Source organism: Salicibibacter halophilus, from assembly GCF_006740705.1.
GTDB lineage: Bacteria > Bacillota > Bacilli > Bacillales > Marinococcaceae > Salicibibacter > Salicibibacter halophilus.
Genome location: NZ_CP035485.1, coordinates 306,635 through 324,050, shown reverse-complemented (window position 1 = coordinate 324,050; position 17,416 = coordinate 306,635). Strand labels below are relative to the sequence as shown.

Sequence of the window (17,416 nt, the reverse complement as noted above, 5' to 3'; positions counted from 1 at the left end):
CATCTTATCATAGCGAGGGAAACTTTTCAGTGCAAGGCAAAAAAATTATCATCACCGGAGCAAGTGGCGGGATTGGAAAAGAAACAGCAGAAGTATTAGCGGCGAGAGGCGCGCATGTGACGATCGCTAGCCGGGACATGCAACGGGGAAAAGACGCCAAAACGGATATTCTCGCACGCATTCCGCAGGCCCATCTGGATGTAGAACATTGTGATTTGGGTTCCCTCGCGAGCATCCACGCCTTTGCCCAAAGCTACCGTGAAAAACACGGACATCTTTATGCTTTAATGAATAATGCCGGCGTCGTAACCGTAAATCGGGAAAGCACCGAAGATGGTTTTGAAAAGATGCTCGGCGTCAACCATATTGGTCATTTTTATTTAACAATGCAGCTGTTGCCATTACTTAATGGAAAGGACAACGCCCGCATTATTACCCTTTCTTCCGGTGCTTACAAATGGGGAATGATCGATTTTGCTGATCCGCATTTAGAGACGTTTGGGATCTGGAAAGGGTATGCGCGCTCCAAGCTTGCCAATGTCTTGTTTACTACGGAGCTGGCCAGGCGATTGAAGACAACTTTTGTCAACGCTGTGAGTGTCCATCCGGGCGGGGCAAGCACCCAAATCGGAGTAGATCGCGAAACGGGTTTCGGTCAAACGATTCATAATGTCTTGCGCCCTTTTCTGAAAACAGCGCGGGAAGGCGCGCAAACGAGTATTTACTTGGCCTCAACCCGCGAATTGGTGAACGGCGGATATTACTACAATGGCGGAAAACGACAGGCGTTGAAAGGGACAGCATTGGACGCAGCACTTGCGAAAGATTTGTGGGCATGGAGCGAAATAGAGATCGAACGAAGAGGGTTTGCGATAGACGGTTACCGGCAGTAAAATTTCCCCTCCGAAAAAAGGAAAGCCATGAAGCCTTTCGCCTCATGGCCTTCCATCCAACTTCATTTTTCAACAACACTTCCGCAAAAAGTAGCAAACCATGCAAAAGTTGGGGCACGAATCTTTTGGCTTCAGGCATAGCGCTTTTTCCCGATCCCCTTTATAACGATCCGCCCCTAAATGCATACGTGAATCAAATGACATACCAGTCCCTCATTACTTTTATTTTTACTCTATTGTATGCCGGTAAGTCCTTGATTGCGTAGGGAGAAGCCCAACGTTTGCCAATATCAGCTTGTGATTATTAACTGGCTCCCCTGCCCATCAGGTTTTGGCGCTTTCACAAGCAAGCGTTTATGCAGTCGTTCTTGCAGCTCGGGAACGTGGCTAATGACCCCGACGGCAAGATGGTCGGTCTGTAATTGTTCAAGGGCGGTGACTACGGTGTCCAACAATTCGGCATCCAGCGTGCCGAAGCCTTCATCAAGGAAAAAGAATTCCAGTGGATATTGGCCTCTTAATTGAATGGAAACGGACAGGGAGAGGGCAAGTGCCAACGAAGTTAAAAAAGTCTCCCCTCCGGAGAGTGTGGATGTCGGTCGTTGTTGTCCGCCGTTAAAGTAATCGGCAATTAAAAAGTTATTGTCTGAATCAAGGGCCAGGGCATACCTCCCCTGCGTGAGGGCATGAAGCCGCTCGGAGGCATGGCGGGTCACCTGCACTAGTTGTTCCTCGGCGATAAAATTAACAAATGCTTTCCCTTTAAAAACCCTTTCCAATTCTTGATAACGACCGATTTTTGTCGCCAGTTGTTGCCGTTCTTCCTCGAGTTTTTCATAACGGTGGTGCTTTTCTTGCAGCTCTTCCCATTTTGAGCGGGCAACGCTTCGTTCTTCCTTCCTTTGTTCGACTTGTTCTGTTTGTTGTTGAAATGCTTCATCTAGTGCTTTCCATTCTTCGTCTGTCATCCGCTTTCCGTCCAATGTTTCATCTATTTCCGCTAACCGTTGTTTCGTTTGGGTCCATTGTGTTTCAAATCGTTGGATTTTCGTTTCGTACTCGTTCCGTTTTTCAACACTTAGGGCGTAAACTTGAAGTGTGGCGCTGTCCAATGCTCCTTCCAAAATTTTTTCAGCTTCTTTTCCTTCGTTCGTGTTTTTCTGCTGTTCCCAACGTTCGTTTGCCAATGCGTGGTTACGGGAAACAGTCGTATATTGTTCCTCCGCAGCCGCTTTTGTTTGTTCTGCTTTTTGACGGCTGGCGGTCGTTTGTTGCAACGTATCTTCCGCTGTTTTCTCTTCGTTTCGCAAACGCCGGAGAGTTTCTTCGGCATCCTTCAATGCTTTCGTAGCTGACGTGTTATTGCCAATTGTTTCATCAAGCTTTGATTGGGCCTGCCGATGTTCTTTTTCTTGCTGTTCCCTTTCTGCCTTGCGCTGCAGAAGGGACATCTGTACATTGGTTCGATTGGATTCTGTTTGCTGTATTTTTTCTCGTAATGATTCCAAATGTTTTTGTTGTCGACGGACCTCTTCCCTTAGTTCTTCCTGCTGTTCATGGTCTTTCTGTGCTGTTTCCCATTCTTCATGAATCGTTTGCAAGGAATGGCCGGGGAAAGAATCGTGCCATTCGTTCTTTTGTTTATCGTAGATAGCTTCCTGCTTTTGTTTTTTCAGCGTTGCGTCTTCGAGGTTGGACATTGTTTGCTTGGAAAGTGCTTCGATTTCTTTGAGATTAGAGGAATGGTTTTGCGCTTGTTCGAGCCATTGTTTTGTATTACCTATGAGCATATCCAACGCCTTGGGTTTCGCTTCCAGCTTATGCAAAAATTGGTCCACCTGCGTTTGTGCATCCTCCGTCGCCAAGCCGCTTAAACGTTTTGGATGAGAAGGCGCCCCGCTTTTGTCTGTCGCTAGTTGTGCTTCTTTTTGCTCTGTTATTGCCGCGATTTGCCCGGAATGATGCTCAAGATCCCAAATGTATCGGTCAATGTTCGTTGCTGCTTCCAATCGTTCGTAGACAGCCTGAAGCAAATCATGATCATGACTTGCCGTATCAAGCGAACTTCCAGGTGCCGGATGGTTGGTCGATCCGCAAACAGGGCAAGCTTTTCCTTGTTCCAGCCGGGAAACGAGCGCGTGAACCGCTTTCGCCTCGTGCACATGCATGTTGCTCGCTTGCATGTCCTTGATAGTCGCCATGAGCGACTGTTGTTCCCTTTTTGCTTCGCTTAAATCAAAATACCACTGGTAAAGCTTGTTTTGGGCAGAAGCAATCCGCTCAAACGTGTCATCCCTGTTCTTCTTTTCTTCTTTCATGTAAGCTTCCTGCTGTTTAACTTTATCCATGGCGTTGGTTTCCGTGTCTTTTTCTTCTTCCAAGCGCTCGGCTTGTTGCTGTAACGCTTTTCCCTTCTCAAAAGCCTGTCGGATTTGCTCCCGTTTGGGTTGGGATGCTTCTAGGGCGTTCAGTTGCTCTTCTGTCTTCTGCATCCATTGTTTTGCATTCGTTTCCTCTTCCTGTGCTTGTTGCCAGTTGTGCTCCGCGGCTTCTTGTTGTTTTGATAAACGTGATTCTTCTTCCCGGATCTCGTCCATTTTTCTAGCAGACGTTTGCAGCTCTGTTTCCAATGCTTTTGCTTCTTCAAGTTGAGCGATTTTCACGTTGAGTTTTGGCTCTTCTGCTTGTCGATTTTCCCTTGTTTTCCGGTAAAAAGCTTGTGCTTCTTCTTCTTTATTTCTATTTTTTTCCACTTGCTTATTGCTTTCTCTTAACGTTTTTTCAGCCTCATGCTGTTCACGTTCACTCCGTTCCTGCTCTTCCCGATACGGGAGCAGCTGATTCGCGATCGCGCTGATACGCAACGATTGCCGCCGCTTTTCATGGTTTGGTCGCTCTTCCGACAGGGAGGCCAGCTCACTTTCGAGTTCATCTTTTATCTTCTGCTGTTGAAGTATTTCTTTTGCCACTTGCCATTTGCTTTCCAGCTCATTTTTTTCGGTTTCTTCTCTATGTAGCGCATTTTCGGTTTGGACAATCGCCTGTCTCGCTTCCGTCAACGCCTCTTTGGAAGCATCCCCGAGCCCCTTCTGCTCCGCTTCAATGGTGTCTTTCTTTGCATTTGCCCCGTCGTGATGTTTTTTGATTTTCTCGTTTAAATCATCTCCGTATTTCCCTAAATCAAACAATCGTTGCAGCATTTTGCTACGTTCGGCGCCTTTGAGGCCGAGAAATTCGGAAAATTTATTCTGAGGGAGAACGACCGCGCGGGTGAAATCTTCTATTTTCAACCCGATCATTGCTTCTATCTCTCGGTCCATCTCTCCCTTTTTGTCTGCCAAAACAACCGGCGCTTCGGTCGTTTCAATAAAGCGGGAACGCGTGGTTTCGAGGCGCGTATCTTTTCGTTTGGCCTTTCTTTCAGCGATAAACGTACGGTCGCCGAGCCGAAAGGAAAAAGAAACGGCGGCTTCCGTCTCCGATTGGTTAATCATGCTCGCACCGGCATTTCCCGAGCGGCTAATTTTCCCATATAGAGCAAAGGTCATCGCGTCCAGAATGGACGATTTTCCGCTCCCGGTCGGGCCGAAAATGCCGAAGACGCCACCATCACAGAGTTGATTGAAATCTATCGTCTGTTCTTCGCGAAAACTATGCAGGCCCCGTACATTTAACTGCAATGGTCTCAACGGACAGTGACCTCCTCTCGTAAGCGATCATCTTCTTCCAGAATTTCCAAAAATAGTTGCGTCAGTTCAGGTTCCGGCGTAGCTCCATCACTCTTTTTCTCATAAAATTGCCGGAATAATTCATCAATGGGTAAGTGTTGCCGTGATTCCATTGGTTTGAGCGCCTCCTCGGGTAAAACGGTTCGAATGGTGACAATTCCCGGGTGAGAACGACGGATCGCTTGAATCTCATTGGGTTTGAGTGTGTGCTCGCTATGAATCGATACATCAATCCAATCGTTCATTCCATGACGTTCATCCAACCAGCGGTGCACTTGTGAAATCCCTTCAGTGGCCCGCCAACGTGTCAGCCGTTTCCCGCTCGAGAGCGGTACTTCTGTCACTTGAGCCTGTTCATCGGGCTTTGCGTCAATCACCGTTACCGATTTGGCCGTACCCGCCTCATTAAAAGAGAATGCCAATGGGGAACCGGCATAGCGGGCCGGTGATGCTGCTTCTTTTACCCACTGGGGGCGATGTAAATGGCCTAAAGCAGTGTAGGCAACGTTCTCGGGAAGACTTCGTGGGCGCACGGTGTATGCACCGCCCATTTCGATCGGACGTTCCGATTCCGAACCGGCGCCTCCAGCCAAAAATAGATGACTCATCGCCATATTGACGTTACCATTTGTGAACCCGCTGCTTAGCTGTTGAAATAAACGGGCAATGCGTTCATCATACTCGGTCCGATATGTCTCATCATCTCCTGAAAATGCCTCGGCACCGGAAAAGCTCTCCTTTAACCTTGCCTCAGAGGGATATGGGAGCGCAGCAATGTGTAAATGGGCCTTTTCACGCTTGATCGGAATTTTCACCGCCGCGGATTGCGGCAATCCGACCATGTAAATGTGCTGTTCTTGCACGAGGGGCATCGCGGCTGACAATCGTTCCGGTTGGTCGTGGTTGCCGGCGATGAGAACGACCGGCCGCTTTCCTTGATCGGAGAGCCTGCGCATGCTTTCATAATAAAAACGTTCGGCATCTGCAGGTGGGTTGCTGCTGTCAAAAAGATCACCGGCAATCAGAATGGCATCAATAGCATACTCATCGATGATCGTCATGAGTTCATCCATAAATGCCTCATGCTCCGGTTTGCGGTCCCTGCCTTCCAATGTACGCCCCAAGTGCCAGTCCGCGGTGTGTAAAATTCGCATAAAAAATCTCCTTCATATCTGAATCGTAAAGCCGCCATCAAAGAAATATAAATATTTTTCACGTACGTCTATTTTCCATATCTGTTCGATGGCTTCCGCGTAGAGTTGCACCTGTTCTTCATAACGATTGCGAAGCAAAGTCTCATTCATGCGACTGTTGATCTGATCGTTCTTATAATCAATAAGAACGAGACGTTGATCATCATCACGAAATAAACAGTCGGCCACCCCTTGAATAAGGATTGGCTCCGGATCTTTATCGCTCCAACCAGAATAGATTTGGTCCGCGGGCTTGACGAATGTAAACGGCACTTCCCGATAGACGTGAGAGGACTGTCGAACTCGTTTTCCTAGATCGGATTGAAGAAAACGAAAAATGGCGTGAATATCAATCGCTTGTGCTTGTGTTTCGCTTAACTGTTCGTTTTCTTTCATTTCCTCGATCGCTGCTTCAATTTGAGAAATGGTATCCACTTGAAGGGAGATGCGTTGCATCACCGTATGCATCGCCGTTCCGATTTCGGCACGATGAAGTGAACCCTTGTCTTCTTGCATGAAACGGGGCCGCGTAGCATTGGTAGATTGAAAATGATGTTCGCGCATCGGTTTCGCAGCATATGGATCTTCGTTGTCGGTACGCTTTTTTATTTCGCTTACACTCTGTTTTGCAAAATGCGTCGTTGCCGAGAGCCGGGGATATGTCCAATCAAGACGTTTTTGCACGAGAGCGGCATCGGTATCGTCTTGTGATGCTATCTCAACGGGCTGTAATGCTTGCACCTTGGTCAACGTCGTTTCCAAATCATCGCTTTTTGATTCATCGGCAGAAAAGCCTTGGGTATCAGCAAGGTCAACGTTCCACTCGGATTCATCCGCAAGGGTAAACGCGGAAGGGTTTTCCGCTGTTTCACGCAATACGCTTGAAGCGGGATGCCGTATGATGGAAGGGCCGATCCAATCGAAAAACGTTTTTGCCTGCGCCCTTGTTTGAAATGGCAATTGCTCATGCTCTGCCGTTGTTTTTTTCATCCATGTCTCCACCGTTTTTTCCCGGTCTTTCGAGGAACCTACAAGAATAGCTTTTTCTTTGGCACGAGTCATTGCGACGTAAAGAATGCGGAGCTCCTCTGATATTTGCTCCTTTCGGGCTTCTTCTTTAATGGTGATGAGAGGCAATGTTTGAAACGTCGCGCGTTTTTCAGTGTCCGTATATTTGGACCCAAATCCGAGCGATTGATGAATTTGTATGGGCGATTGGGCATCTTTTAGATTAAATTGTTTGGTCATCCCGGCCACAAAAAGGACAGGGAACTCTAGCCCCTTGCTTTTATGCACCGACATGATCTTTACGACATTTTCTTGTTCACCGAGGGTGCGCGCGACTTCCAAATCGTCTCCTCTTTCTTCCATGCGGTCGACGAAACGCAGGAAGCGGAACAGTCCACGAAAGGATGTTTGTTCATAGGCACGCGCCCGATCATAAAGGGCATGGAGGTTTGCCTGTCTTTCTTTGCCACCGGGGAGACCGCCTACGAATGCATCATAGCCCGTTTCATGGAACAAATCCCAAATTAACTGGGAAAGCGAATGATTGCGCGCTTGGGAGCGCCATTTTTGTAAATGGCTGTAAAAAGCCGCCACCCGGTTTCTCCATTCTCCACCCGCCCTTTGCTTTTCTTCGATAAACGATAGTTTAGCGTCGCCCGGAAGGACGGGCTGTTCCGCAACAATTTTTTTCATCGCTTCATAGAACGGCTGTCCCTTACCGGCCAAGCGGATCTCGGCCAGTTCATTCTCGCGCAGGCCGACGATTGGCGAGCGGAGTACGCTTGCTAACGGGATGTCTTGGTACGGATTGTCTATGACACGCAACAAAGCCATCATGACTTGCACTTCCACTCGTCTGAAATACCCGCCGGATTGGGCAGCGTACGTTGGAATGCCCGCTTGCTTAAAGACATCCATAAACGTTGGCGCTGCATTCATGGTACGCATCAACACCGTAATGTCCCGATATTCCAGCGGCCGGGTTTGACCAAGGTGTTTATCATATACGGGAAAACGGCTTTCCACCATCGATTCAATCTTCTCCGCGATCCATTGCCCTTCTTTTTCAGCGGTTTGAAGCTCTTCTTCCTCATCGGCGTTCGCATGCCCTGATCGATCTAACAACACAACCTCGTTTTCATATCCTGTGGCACTTTGATCATAGTCCATGTTCCCGTAACGAAGCACTTGGCGCTCGTCATATTGGACATCGCCAATTGTTTCATCCATGACTTGCTTAAAAACATAGTTGACGCCATCGAGTACTTGTTTTCTGCTGCGAAAGTTCTCCGCGAGGTCCACGCGGACACCTTCACTTCTGATGTTTCGCACATCTGCGCTTTTCAATGTTCCATAGCTTTGTTGTTTTTCCAAAAAAAGCGAAGGCTCAGCGAGGCGAAAACGGTAAATGCTCTGTTTTACATCCCCGACCATGAAACGGTTGCAACCGTTGGAAAGCAACTGAAGAATCGCTTCTTGGACCCGGTTTGTATCCTGGTACTCATCCGTAAGAATTTCCGTAAAATAGTCTTGGTAGGCAAGAGCCACCATCGATGGGGTTTTTCCGTTTTCTTCCCGCAAGATTTGCAAGGTTAAATGTTCCAAGTCTTCATAGTCGATAAGGGCTTTTTCTTTTTTTACAGCTGCGTAGCGATCGCTAAATGCTTGGACGAGCGTCATGAGCAAACGTACATGTTCTTTCATATCGCGAATCTTATCCAAATGAGCATTGGGGCTCGCGGCAAATATATCGGCAACATCATTTATAATATCTTTTGCTTGATCCCGATAGCTTTTGCTTTCTTTTGCTATCGACGCTTCCGCTTCTTTATCTTTGGCGGGCATCCTTTCCGGGGAGAAATGTTTGAATGTTGCGTGCCAATTGTCCCAAGTCTGGTCCTGGATCAACGATTCCAACATTTGTTTTTCCCTTGTTAGCACGTCGATGTATTTCGCTGGGCCGGAAGGGTGTTCGGCAAGGGAGATTGCTTTTTGCAATGCTTCGATAGCGACTTGCAATTTTTCACGGGCGTATGCTTGAAAAGAGGCTCCCCATGGGGTGTCTTCCACATTTTCATATGGATATTCATACATGCAAGCCGCCTCTTCCAGCCAACGACTAGGTTCCGGGTGCGCACGTGCTTGCGTAAATATGGAAAGCAGTAACTTGCGGATACCTTCATCACTGCGGTCGCCGCTGTAAGCGTCTACCAGCTCAAAGAAATGCGCCTCCCCGGAACCGTAATATTCTTCCAACAGCTCGTCCAGCACTTCTTCTTTTAAAATTTCCCGTTCGGTATCATTGGCCACCCTCACGTTCGGGTCAATACTTGCTTCATAGTAATAGTGCCGTATCACTTCATTGCAAAAAGAATGAAGCGTGGAGATATGGGCACGGTTTAACAATTGGCGCTGCCGTTGTAAATGCAATGATCCGGGATTATCTTTTATTGCTTCATCCAGTCGTTCGCCAATGCGCACACTCATTTCAGCTGCTGCCGCGTTTGTAAAGGTGACGACGAGCAAGCGATCGATCTCTGCAGGGTCATTCGGGTCGATAACTCTACGGGCGATCCGTTCAACGAGCACAGCGGTCTTTCCGCTTCCGGCGGCCGCTGAGACGAGAATATTTCCTCCGCGAAGCGCAATCGCACGCCATTGGTCATCGGTCCAGCGAACGTTAGAAGGCTTTTCATCGATCTGCCACTGCACCGGTTCCGTATCGGGGTTCATTACTGTTCCTCCTCTCGCTTCATTTTCTCCATCGTTTCTTTATTCGAAAGGGTTGGCAGCAATCGATAGTCATTGCTTGAGAGCGTAGGGTCAAATTGACAAACCGATTGAAGCGGACAGTAGGTGCACGCGATTTCGTTTTTATCGGTGCGATAAGGTTCGATCCCGATATTCCCATCCGTCAGCTCTTCACCAATTTCTTTCATTTTGGCGCGCAAATACCGTCGCAGTGATTGAAAATCTTCTTGCGAAACGACGGATGATTTGGAATCGGAAATCCCGCCGCCCTTTTTCATGAAAGCAGGGATAATGGTCGAATGGCCTCCTTCATGAAGCTTTTCATCCATTAGGGTGGCAATATTTTCATCCGCGGGCAAAACCCCTTGCATCTTAAATTGTTTTAAAAGTCGATCGGCAATATTCGTATCATCCATGCTCTCATCTGCTTCGACGATTGGATTGTGGACATGAAAATAAAACATTCCCCCTATATCCGCATCCGCGCCCAACCATTGTTTGGAACTATGCAAGATGATATCCAAATAGACCGGCATTTGTAAGGAAATCCCGTGAAAAGCATCGGATAAACGCCATTGCTGCCTGCTCGATTTATAGTCGATCACACGCAACAGATCACCGTCCTCGCTTTTGGCATGATCCACGCGGTCAATACGTCCGCGTAACGAAAGGCTTCTTCCGTTGTTTAGCCGAAATGCATAGGTGGGGATATTTCCTTCTTGTTTGCCGAATTGGACTTCAAGTCCAATGGGGACGAAACTTGATGATTGCGCCTGGGTCCTTAACGTCTTCGTCGTATGGACGATGACGTCTTCCAACTTTTTGCTTAAGTAGGCGTGTCGATTGGTGCTGTACATAATATTCCGTTGAACGTGGGGCAACAGATTCTCTACGGTATCACGGGCAATCTTCGCGCACTCGCGATCGGAAAGATCCGACCAAACGAGATTGTTCTCCCGAACAACTTCCGCTACATCTTTAAGGGCAGCATGAAAAAGTTCGCCGATATCGGGAGGTTCCAATTTAAAAACCTCCCGTTCTTTTAACCCTAACCCATGTGTGCCGAAGTGCCGAAACGCACATTTTTGAAACATTTCCATCCGGCTGACGCTTGTTTGGATGTCTTCGCCGTAAAGCTCCCTCGTCGTTTCATCATCCAACCTTATGGCGTGGTTTTTGTAAAATAAACTGCCCAACGCGGTTCGCAAGCGATCCTTCCACTTTGGTTTTGCCGCTAACCAATTGTAGACGTGCCACCAAATGTCAGGGATGTCTTCGCCGTTTCGCCATTTCTGCAATTGCATGGCTAATTCTTCAATCGATTGTTCCGGGTGATTGATAAAGGTCCATTGCATATTTTCCTCAGCACTGCCGGCATCAGCTTCGATAAATGTTTTCGGCATGGTTGGATTTTGTTCCCGCAAACGTCCGATAAGAGGGGAAGGAAGTAATGTTTTCCCATCTTCATCGGCAAGCGCGTAGGAGTAAATAAGCAAATCAGCCGGACTGGCTTCGGCCATATATAAGTAAAAGGGTTCATTCCAAAGACGCTCATTGGCCGAAGGGCCGACGGATATGCCGATGTTTTCCAGTTGATCGCGTTCACGGTCACGGATGAGCCCTTCCTCTTCCGGTTTGGCCGGCAGAATGCCTTCGTTCACGCCGATAATAAAGGTGACACGCACATCCGGGAGACGAGAACGTTCCATATCGGCAATCGTCACTTGGTCAATGGCAGGCGGAACGATCGCAAATTGCATACTCTCCAATCCAGCATCCATCATACGATTAAAGTAAAAAAAGGAAAGATCATCATCTCCGGCCGCGTCCACAAATTGATCGAGCAGATCCATCACATTTTCCCACACTTGATCATGTTCGGCAGCACTTTCCAACGCCCCATCTTCGATCGCTTGATCCCGCATTCTTTCAATTTTAGCCGGCAGCTGCAATTCTTCGAAAAAAAGATACAATGCTTCACATCGTGCACGTACACTTCCGCTCTGTTTTAAACGCGTTTCCAACGTGAGCAACGGTGCGATCAACGCATCCCGGGTGTTGTTAATGCGGGCTTCAATCTTTTTTTCCATGTCGGTCTGCCCGTCGGTATCCATCACATTTCGGTGTCGTCTGTAATGCCAATGTTGCTGGTCTTTCCATTTGTTTCCGTAAATGCCGTTAGCTAACACATAGTTTTCCAGCTCATCCACTTTCTCGCGCCAGTCCCTCCAACGGTCGGTGGGTGAAAAAAACAAATCGGTTTTGAAAGCGCGAAAAACGGCTTCAAACGGCCAATTTTTTTCAACGATCTCAAGTGTGGAGCGAATAAGTTCGACGACCGGGTGGTGCATCATCGATCTTTTTTCATCCAAAAATATCGGAATTTCAAACCGGCCAAACACGCGTTTCAGCAATTCATCGTACGGTCGGTCGTCACGCACGAGAAGGGCAATGTCCCCGTATTGATAGCCACGGTCGCGAACGAGCTCAATGATCTCTCGCGCAACACCTTCCACTTCCGCGCGCCGATTTACCGCTTCAAACAACTGAAGTGCTTGCCCTTTTTCTTGAGTACTTGGGGAAGGATCTGAAAACGTGCGGACGTTCCAGCCGATGTTATTTGCTTTGGCCAGTGTCGTCAGTTTTGTATATGTTTTCGCTGTCAGGTAGAAACGGTCAAGCTCATTGGGGCTCATCTCTTGATTTGGGACATGGTCAATGGTGAGGGCGGCGGTCATTTCCTTCACTTTGGGAAACAGGGATTCAATGACATATAGCTCCTGGGGGCTGAAATCATAAAATCCATCGATATAAACGATAGCATCCCTTAGCCACTCCGAATCCGGTAATTGTTGGATGAGTCGTTTTAACGCTTCTTCCGTGTTCATGTACGTACCTTGAAAAGCTTGTTCAAAACGCTCAAAAACAAGGGAAATATCATGAAGTTTATCGCGCAGCCCTGCCGTTTTTCCATCCTTTTCCATTTCTGATTGCTTTTCGGTAATCAGCTCCGGTGTCAGCGCTTGCCGGCGCATTTCCGTCATCATCTGTTCCAGCTCATGGATAAAGCCGTCCGTATCGGCTGCTCTCCCATACACCCGGAAATGCTTTTTCTCCTCTTCCACGATTTTGCGAAGAAGCATATGAACCCCGGCCCGTTGCAAACGATCTTCGGTGTTTCCCCCGGTTTCCTGCAATACCCGCAGCGCCAGACGTGAAAAACTCAACACATGCGCACGAGACATTCCGCCGAGTTTTTTTGTCAACTGGTATTCGATTTGAAACGTCATTTGTTCCGGAACGAGAAAGAGAATGGGCGGACCGTCGACAGCTTCTTCGGATAATGCACGTTCCACTTCATTCAAAAGGGTGGTCGTTTTCCCGCTTCCGCTTTTTCCCAAATAAAAACGCAGTTGCATGCTTACCCTTCCTCTCCTAACTCATGAATGTGCCGCCATACTTCATCGACGGGAACCATCAAACCTACACTTTCTCCTTGTCCCATTGGCTGGTGCCTTGTTGCAAAAATGACACCGACGACCTCTCCTTCCTCATTAATGGCAGGGCTGCCACTGTTTCCCCGGTAGGTAGGGGCGGAAATGGTTGTTGGATTTCCGGCTTCAATAATCTCCCCCTCGTTGGCGATGCCGGTGAAATTTAACGGGTTCCCGATAATCGTTATATAGGTTCCTTCTTCGACATCCTCTTCTTCCGATTGCAATGGAAGGGGATCGACAGCAACGTCTTCCTCAATTTGCATCAATGCCAAATCCACCTCGTCGGACTCGCTCACGGGGGTTGCTTCATAAGCGGAGCCATCGTGCAGGGTGACGACCGTTTGCAACGCGTCTTCCACCACATGGCGATTCGTGGCGATGAGTCCATCATCATTGATAAAAAATCCTGTTCCCCGCATCGTTGCCCCCGGCCTTTCCACTTGCAACGTGACAACGGATTCCCGCCAATCTGCCACATCTTCATCTTGGGATAATTCATAAGACGTTGACAGGAAATCCACGACATCAGGCTGAAAAAGTTGAATAAGGGCGGTGGACCCTTGGATGACTAGTAAAAAGGACACAAAAATAATGCCTAGCTTCATCCAACGCTTTTTGCCTTTCTTTTTCTTTACAGTACCCGCATCTTCTACTTCTTCGCGGTAAAAATCCTCCAAGGGAGGTTCTTCCGGCGGGATATCTTCATCGCTTCCATCTTCCGGATCATGTTCGGTCCCATCATCCTCTTCTTCAAAGCGCCCGGCTTCTCGTTCATCATGTTCCCTTCGTTTGAAACGATCCATATGTAAAAAGTCTCCCTCTAATATCCTCTATCTATCATAGCACAGGCACTTGTTTCGACATAGAGGAAAATAAAGAACATATGTTTCTGAAATCATAACACGATGGATCAAAAGATGCCAATGAAACGATAAAACGGCCGCCGAGGCGACCGTTTCTCATTCGCGAAAATAATCTTTTTTAAACCCGCCGATAATCCCGGTGTTATCAATAATGAAATAGAATTCATCGGTTTCATTTTGTACATCGTATGTTTTTCCCGGTGTAAGCACCCGGTCCACTTTGTACTTCTCCGCGTTTGCGTGGACACAGGTAATGGTTTTAAGCGGGGGACGGCTATGCCATTGCAAATGTTGCATGAAACGTCTCTCCTATCGTCCGGCTTTACTCATAATGAAAGCTGAGTTCAGGTAAGTGATCCAAAATAAACTGCGCTTTCATGGGATCGGCTTTTAAGTTGAATCGTTTGTAATACGTCAGCACTTTATCGAAATGGTGCGCCATTTTTTCATTGTCTTGAAAAATCCGTTCGAAAGCTTCATCTGCCAACATAAAAGCTGCAACAAAATCGCTGAACGGTATCACGTAAACGTTGGTTTCGCTTTGTAAAGACGTGCATTGGGACATTTCCCGCGCTTGTTCCCGGAAGAAAGCGGCGAGCTCCTCCATGTAAATGCGGTGCGACTCGGAAACACGGGTAGCCTTGTTTTCATAGAGACCGGTTAATTCCCGGAAGAAAGAAATAAAAAAAGGAACATCTTCACGTTTAATCGTTAAATCGAACCCATCTTCTTTAATTTTTGACCACGTAATCGGTTCGATGGAATGGTTCAGTGAACGAAGATAAAAATAGCGTTTAGGAGCCTTGCTCATGGTGATCCCTCCCGGCGTTGGCCGCGTCAATCACGCGCAACGTTTTTCTTAATTGATAGTAATTATCATTATTATATCATGAGTATCCAGAGAAAAAAACCCGATAGGTTTGAAGCGTAATTGCACGAAAAAAACAACCGGTGCCGGACCGATTGTTTTACGAGGGAGGAGGTTGGCTCCTCCCTATTCATGGAATGTTCATTATAAACAATTTAATCGTCGAATGTCACCGATCAAATCAACGAGCGCGGAGTCGTTGAATACCGTTTTGCTCAGTTTTTCTTCACACAAGAATATGTGCAACGTATTTCGGTCCGCTTTGTTTTCCAAATATACACCGCTGGTTTCCGTCGTTTCATCACTCGATATAATATCCAATTCCAGTTTTTCGGCAGCCGCTTCAATGTCAAAATGGCCTCTTGGCATATCGACGCTGATTGTGAGACGTTCCGGCGTATTTTCGGAAATAAGCCCCCATTTCGTTCCCTTCCAGGAACGACATCCTGTTCGACTATTCAGCACAAATCCTTGATGTTGATTCGGAGAAAGCCTAGTGTTAGACCAGCCTCGCATTTGAATAGCCGCACAGAGTTCACGCGCTTTTGAATGTACACGCATGCCAATCCCTCCTCAAAAAATTAGGCGTTTGCCCATTGACGTGTGCACCGTATGGATGCGACTAAAATGTGAGACTCTAGGAAAGAACACCTGCAATACATATCTCTTGGTGGGATGTATTGCAGGTAGCAATATAATATCATATTTATTCGTTTTTGCAAGCCCATTTTTTAATATTTTTCACATTTACAACGATAATAGCATAAATTAGTTCTTTTTTCCTTATTAAAACATCCGTTTAAAAAACCTATTTCATTAGAAAACTTGGCTTTTCGCCAAGCTTTTATGGGTCGAGTAGGAGGGAGCCTCACCTTTTGTATGGATTGTGCTCCTCCCCCTCACAGATCCGTGCGGGCGCAATTAACGCACACGGCTCCTCACCAACATCTTTCACAAAATATAGCTAATATGGTTCCTTCGTTCATAGATGTTCACCTTGGCCCTTGGTTTCGGTAAGGGAAACTTAATAAGAAATAACTGAAACTTCTCCCAACCGAACGACTTTCGTTGGCTTCTCCGGTTCATCCATTTGAAAAATTGTTGGATGACCGCATCCCGGAACCTCACCACTGCGGTTACGTTGTCTGTGATACAGTAGTAGTTGTAATAACCATTCAGAGAACGGTTTAGTCTACGGACAATGTCCTTCATAGCCAGATGACGGTGAGCTTTCAGCCATTGGTTCGTTTGTTTGAGCTTGGAGGCTATTTTCTTCTTGCTTGTTTTGCGTTTCACACGAAATTTGCCTTTCTTGCTTTTGCCGCAATAATGGGTGAAACCAAGAAAATCAAACGTTGGCGGGTTCCCTTTCCCCGCCTTTTTATGATTCTCCGCAGCGAACCTCCCAAACGGAATAATTTGCGTTTTATCTTCCGCCACTTCCAGGTTAAATTTGTTCAACCTCAACTTGAGTGCATCGTAGAATGCATGCGCATCTTCATGATACTGAAAGCAGCAGACAAAGTCATCTGCGTATCGCACAAGATATGCCTGCCCTTTGATTCTTTTCTTCACATGCTGTTCAAACCACAGGTCCAAAACATAGTGCAGATACACATTCGCTAGTATCGGCGATATCAGGTTTCCCTGCGGCGTTCCGCTCTCCGTCTTATAATGTTTCGCTTGCTCCATGTATCCGCCCTTGAGGAAACGGGCAATGATTCGGAGAAAGCTCGGGTCTCCAATACGTTCTTTCAGAAATGCCATCATCCACTTGTGGTCAACATGATCAAAGAAACCTTTGATATCCACATCCACGATGTAATTCACATATCTTCTCTCTATATACCCATTTAATACCTTCAATGCATCATGACAATTACGCTGGGGACGAAATCCAAATGAACAATCCAGAAAATCATTCTCATAGATGGCGTTCAAAATGGGCGCCATCCCTTTCTGAACAATTTTATCTTCGTGTTCAGGAATCCCCAGGGGTCTCTTCTTTCCCTTTTCATCCTTTGGAATATAGACCCGCTTAGCTGGGCTGGGCCGATAGCTCTTCTGTTTCATTCTAGACACTAAGTCTTCGATATTTTCCTCAAGATTTTGCTCGTACGTTATCTTGGTTGTTCCCTTTACACCAGCTGCCTTACGGTTAGGGAGTTGGTGATGGCATTGCATAAGGTATTCAGGATTCAGCAGGTGCGCAAGAGATGTGAATGTCATAGCTGGGTTGTGCTTAGCTAATTCTGCTATCCTAGCAAGTTTTGTTTCCATTCCGTGTTCCTACCTCCGTGTGTAGGGAATGTGTCCCTTGTTAAGGTGATGTCGGCGTGACACTTGCCTTCCCTCTTTCGGCGTTACCCGACGTCATCGGTACTACGCGGTCATCCGACTTCCTGCTGTCGTCTGGTTTCCTCGCTTTGTATCGCTTGGTCAACCATACTCCCTTCGACTGAAGAAAGAACAAACAGGATCTCCCGAGTTCTCGTGTCATCATTGTATCGCATGCCTGGCTCTCCGACCCCGAGGGAGCTCCGTATATCTCACCGATAATGACATACGGAGTGTCGTTTTCCGGTCTTTCGACACCGTCAACCTCCCCGTTTTAA

The 17,416-nt window shown here is 47.2% G+C and carries 10 protein-coding genes; 1 reads left to right on the top strand and 9 read right to left on the bottom strand.

The features are described from left to right. The first annotated feature begins 29 nt into the window (after positions 1–29). Positions 30–893: an SDR family oxidoreductase gene (locus EPH95_RS01645; RefSeq protein ID WP_227004003.1), complete on the top strand. Its 864-nt coding sequence runs from the start codon at positions 30–32 to the stop codon at positions 891–893. Between the two features lie 290 nt (positions 894–1,183). Here EPH95_RS01645 and EPH95_RS01640 read toward each other — a convergent pair whose 3' ends face one another. From EPH95_RS01640 to ltrA, 9 genes are all read right to left on the bottom strand, one after another. Next, a complete protein-coding gene (locus tag EPH95_RS01640) occupies positions 1,184–4,582 on the bottom strand; it encodes an AAA family ATPase (RefSeq protein ID WP_142086771.1) in 3,399 nt (1,132 codons plus the stop codon). Next, positions 4,579–5,775, bottom strand: coding sequence for a metallophosphoesterase family protein (locus EPH95_RS01635; RefSeq protein ID WP_142086769.1), 1,197 nt, complete (start codon positions 5,773–5,775; stop codon positions 4,579–4,581). Before EPH95_RS01635 ends, EPH95_RS01640 begins: the two co-directional genes overlap by 4 nt. Positions 5,776–5,787: 12 nt before the next feature. Further along, the gene (gene addA, locus EPH95_RS01630; RefSeq protein ID WP_142086768.1) at positions 5,788–9,555 is read right to left on the bottom strand and encodes a helicase-exonuclease AddAB subunit AddA; all 3,768 of its coding nucleotides are present in this window, start codon (positions 9,553–9,555) and stop codon (positions 5,788–5,790) included. Then, positions 9,555–12,992, bottom strand: a complete 3,438-nt coding sequence (gene addB, locus EPH95_RS01625) for a helicase-exonuclease AddAB subunit AddB (protein WP_142086766.1) — start codon at positions 12,990–12,992, stop codon at positions 9,555–9,557. The genes addA and addB overlap by 1 nt, the downstream gene beginning before the upstream one ends. A 2-nt stretch (positions 12,993–12,994) precedes the next feature. After that, the gene (locus EPH95_RS01620) at positions 12,995–13,873 is read right to left on the bottom strand and encodes a S1C family serine protease (RefSeq protein WP_142086764.1); all 879 of its coding nucleotides are present in this window, start codon (positions 13,871–13,873) and stop codon (positions 12,995–12,997) included. A gap of 156 nt (positions 13,874–14,029) precedes the next feature. Continuing rightward, on the bottom strand, positions 14,030–14,230 hold the full coding sequence (locus tag EPH95_RS01615) for a DUF6501 family protein (RefSeq protein WP_142086762.1): 201 nt from the start codon (positions 14,228–14,230) through the stop codon (positions 14,030–14,032). Between the two features lie 25 nt (positions 14,231–14,255). Beyond that, positions 14,256–14,744, bottom strand: a complete 489-nt coding sequence (locus EPH95_RS01610; RefSeq protein ID WP_142086760.1) for a hypothetical protein — start codon at positions 14,742–14,744, stop codon at positions 14,256–14,258. Between the two features lie 201 nt (positions 14,745–14,945). Continuing rightward, the gene (locus EPH95_RS01605; protein ID WP_142086759.1) at positions 14,946–15,362 is read right to left on the bottom strand and encodes a hypothetical protein; all 417 of its coding nucleotides are present in this window, start codon (positions 15,360–15,362) and stop codon (positions 14,946–14,948) included. 390 nt (positions 15,363–15,752) lie between these two features. Further along, the gene (gene ltrA / locus EPH95_RS01600; protein WP_142086757.1) at positions 15,753–17,081 is read right to left on the bottom strand and encodes a group II intron reverse transcriptase/maturase; all 1,329 of its coding nucleotides are present in this window, start codon (positions 17,079–17,081) and stop codon (positions 15,753–15,755) included. Positions 17,082–17,416: the final 335 nt, after the last annotated feature.

What these genes read in the sequence shown, in the direction of transcription:
- EPH95_RS01620 (WP_142086764.1), bottom strand. Translation starts at nt 13,873, where the DNA reads ATGGATCGTTTCAAACGAAGGGAACATGATGAACGAGAAGCCGGGCGC.
- EPH95_RS01615 (WP_142086762.1), bottom strand. Translation starts at nt 14,230, where the DNA reads ATGCAACATTTGCAATGGCATAGCCGTCCCCCGCTTAAAACCATTACC.
- addB (WP_142086766.1), bottom strand. Translation starts at nt 12,992, where the DNA reads ATGCAACTGCGTTTTTATTTGGGAAAAAGCGGAAGCGGGAAAACGACC.
- addA (WP_142086768.1), bottom strand. Translation starts at nt 9,555, where the DNA reads ATGAACCCCGATACGGAACCGGTGCAGTGGCAGATCGATGAAAAGCCT.
- EPH95_RS01635 (WP_142086769.1), bottom strand. Translation starts at nt 5,775, where the DNA reads ATGCGAATTTTACACACCGCGGACTGGCACTTGGGGCGTACATTGGAA.
- EPH95_RS01605 (WP_142086759.1), bottom strand. Translation starts at nt 15,362, where the DNA reads ATGCGTGTACATTCAAAAGCGCGTGAACTCTGTGCGGCTATTCAAATG.
- ltrA (WP_142086757.1), bottom strand. Translation starts at nt 17,081, where the DNA reads ATGGAAACAAAACTTGCTAGGATAGCAGAATTAGCTAAGCACAACCCA.
- EPH95_RS01610 (WP_142086760.1), bottom strand. Translation starts at nt 14,744, where the DNA reads ATGAGCAAGGCTCCTAAACGCTATTTTTATCTTCGTTCACTGAACCAT.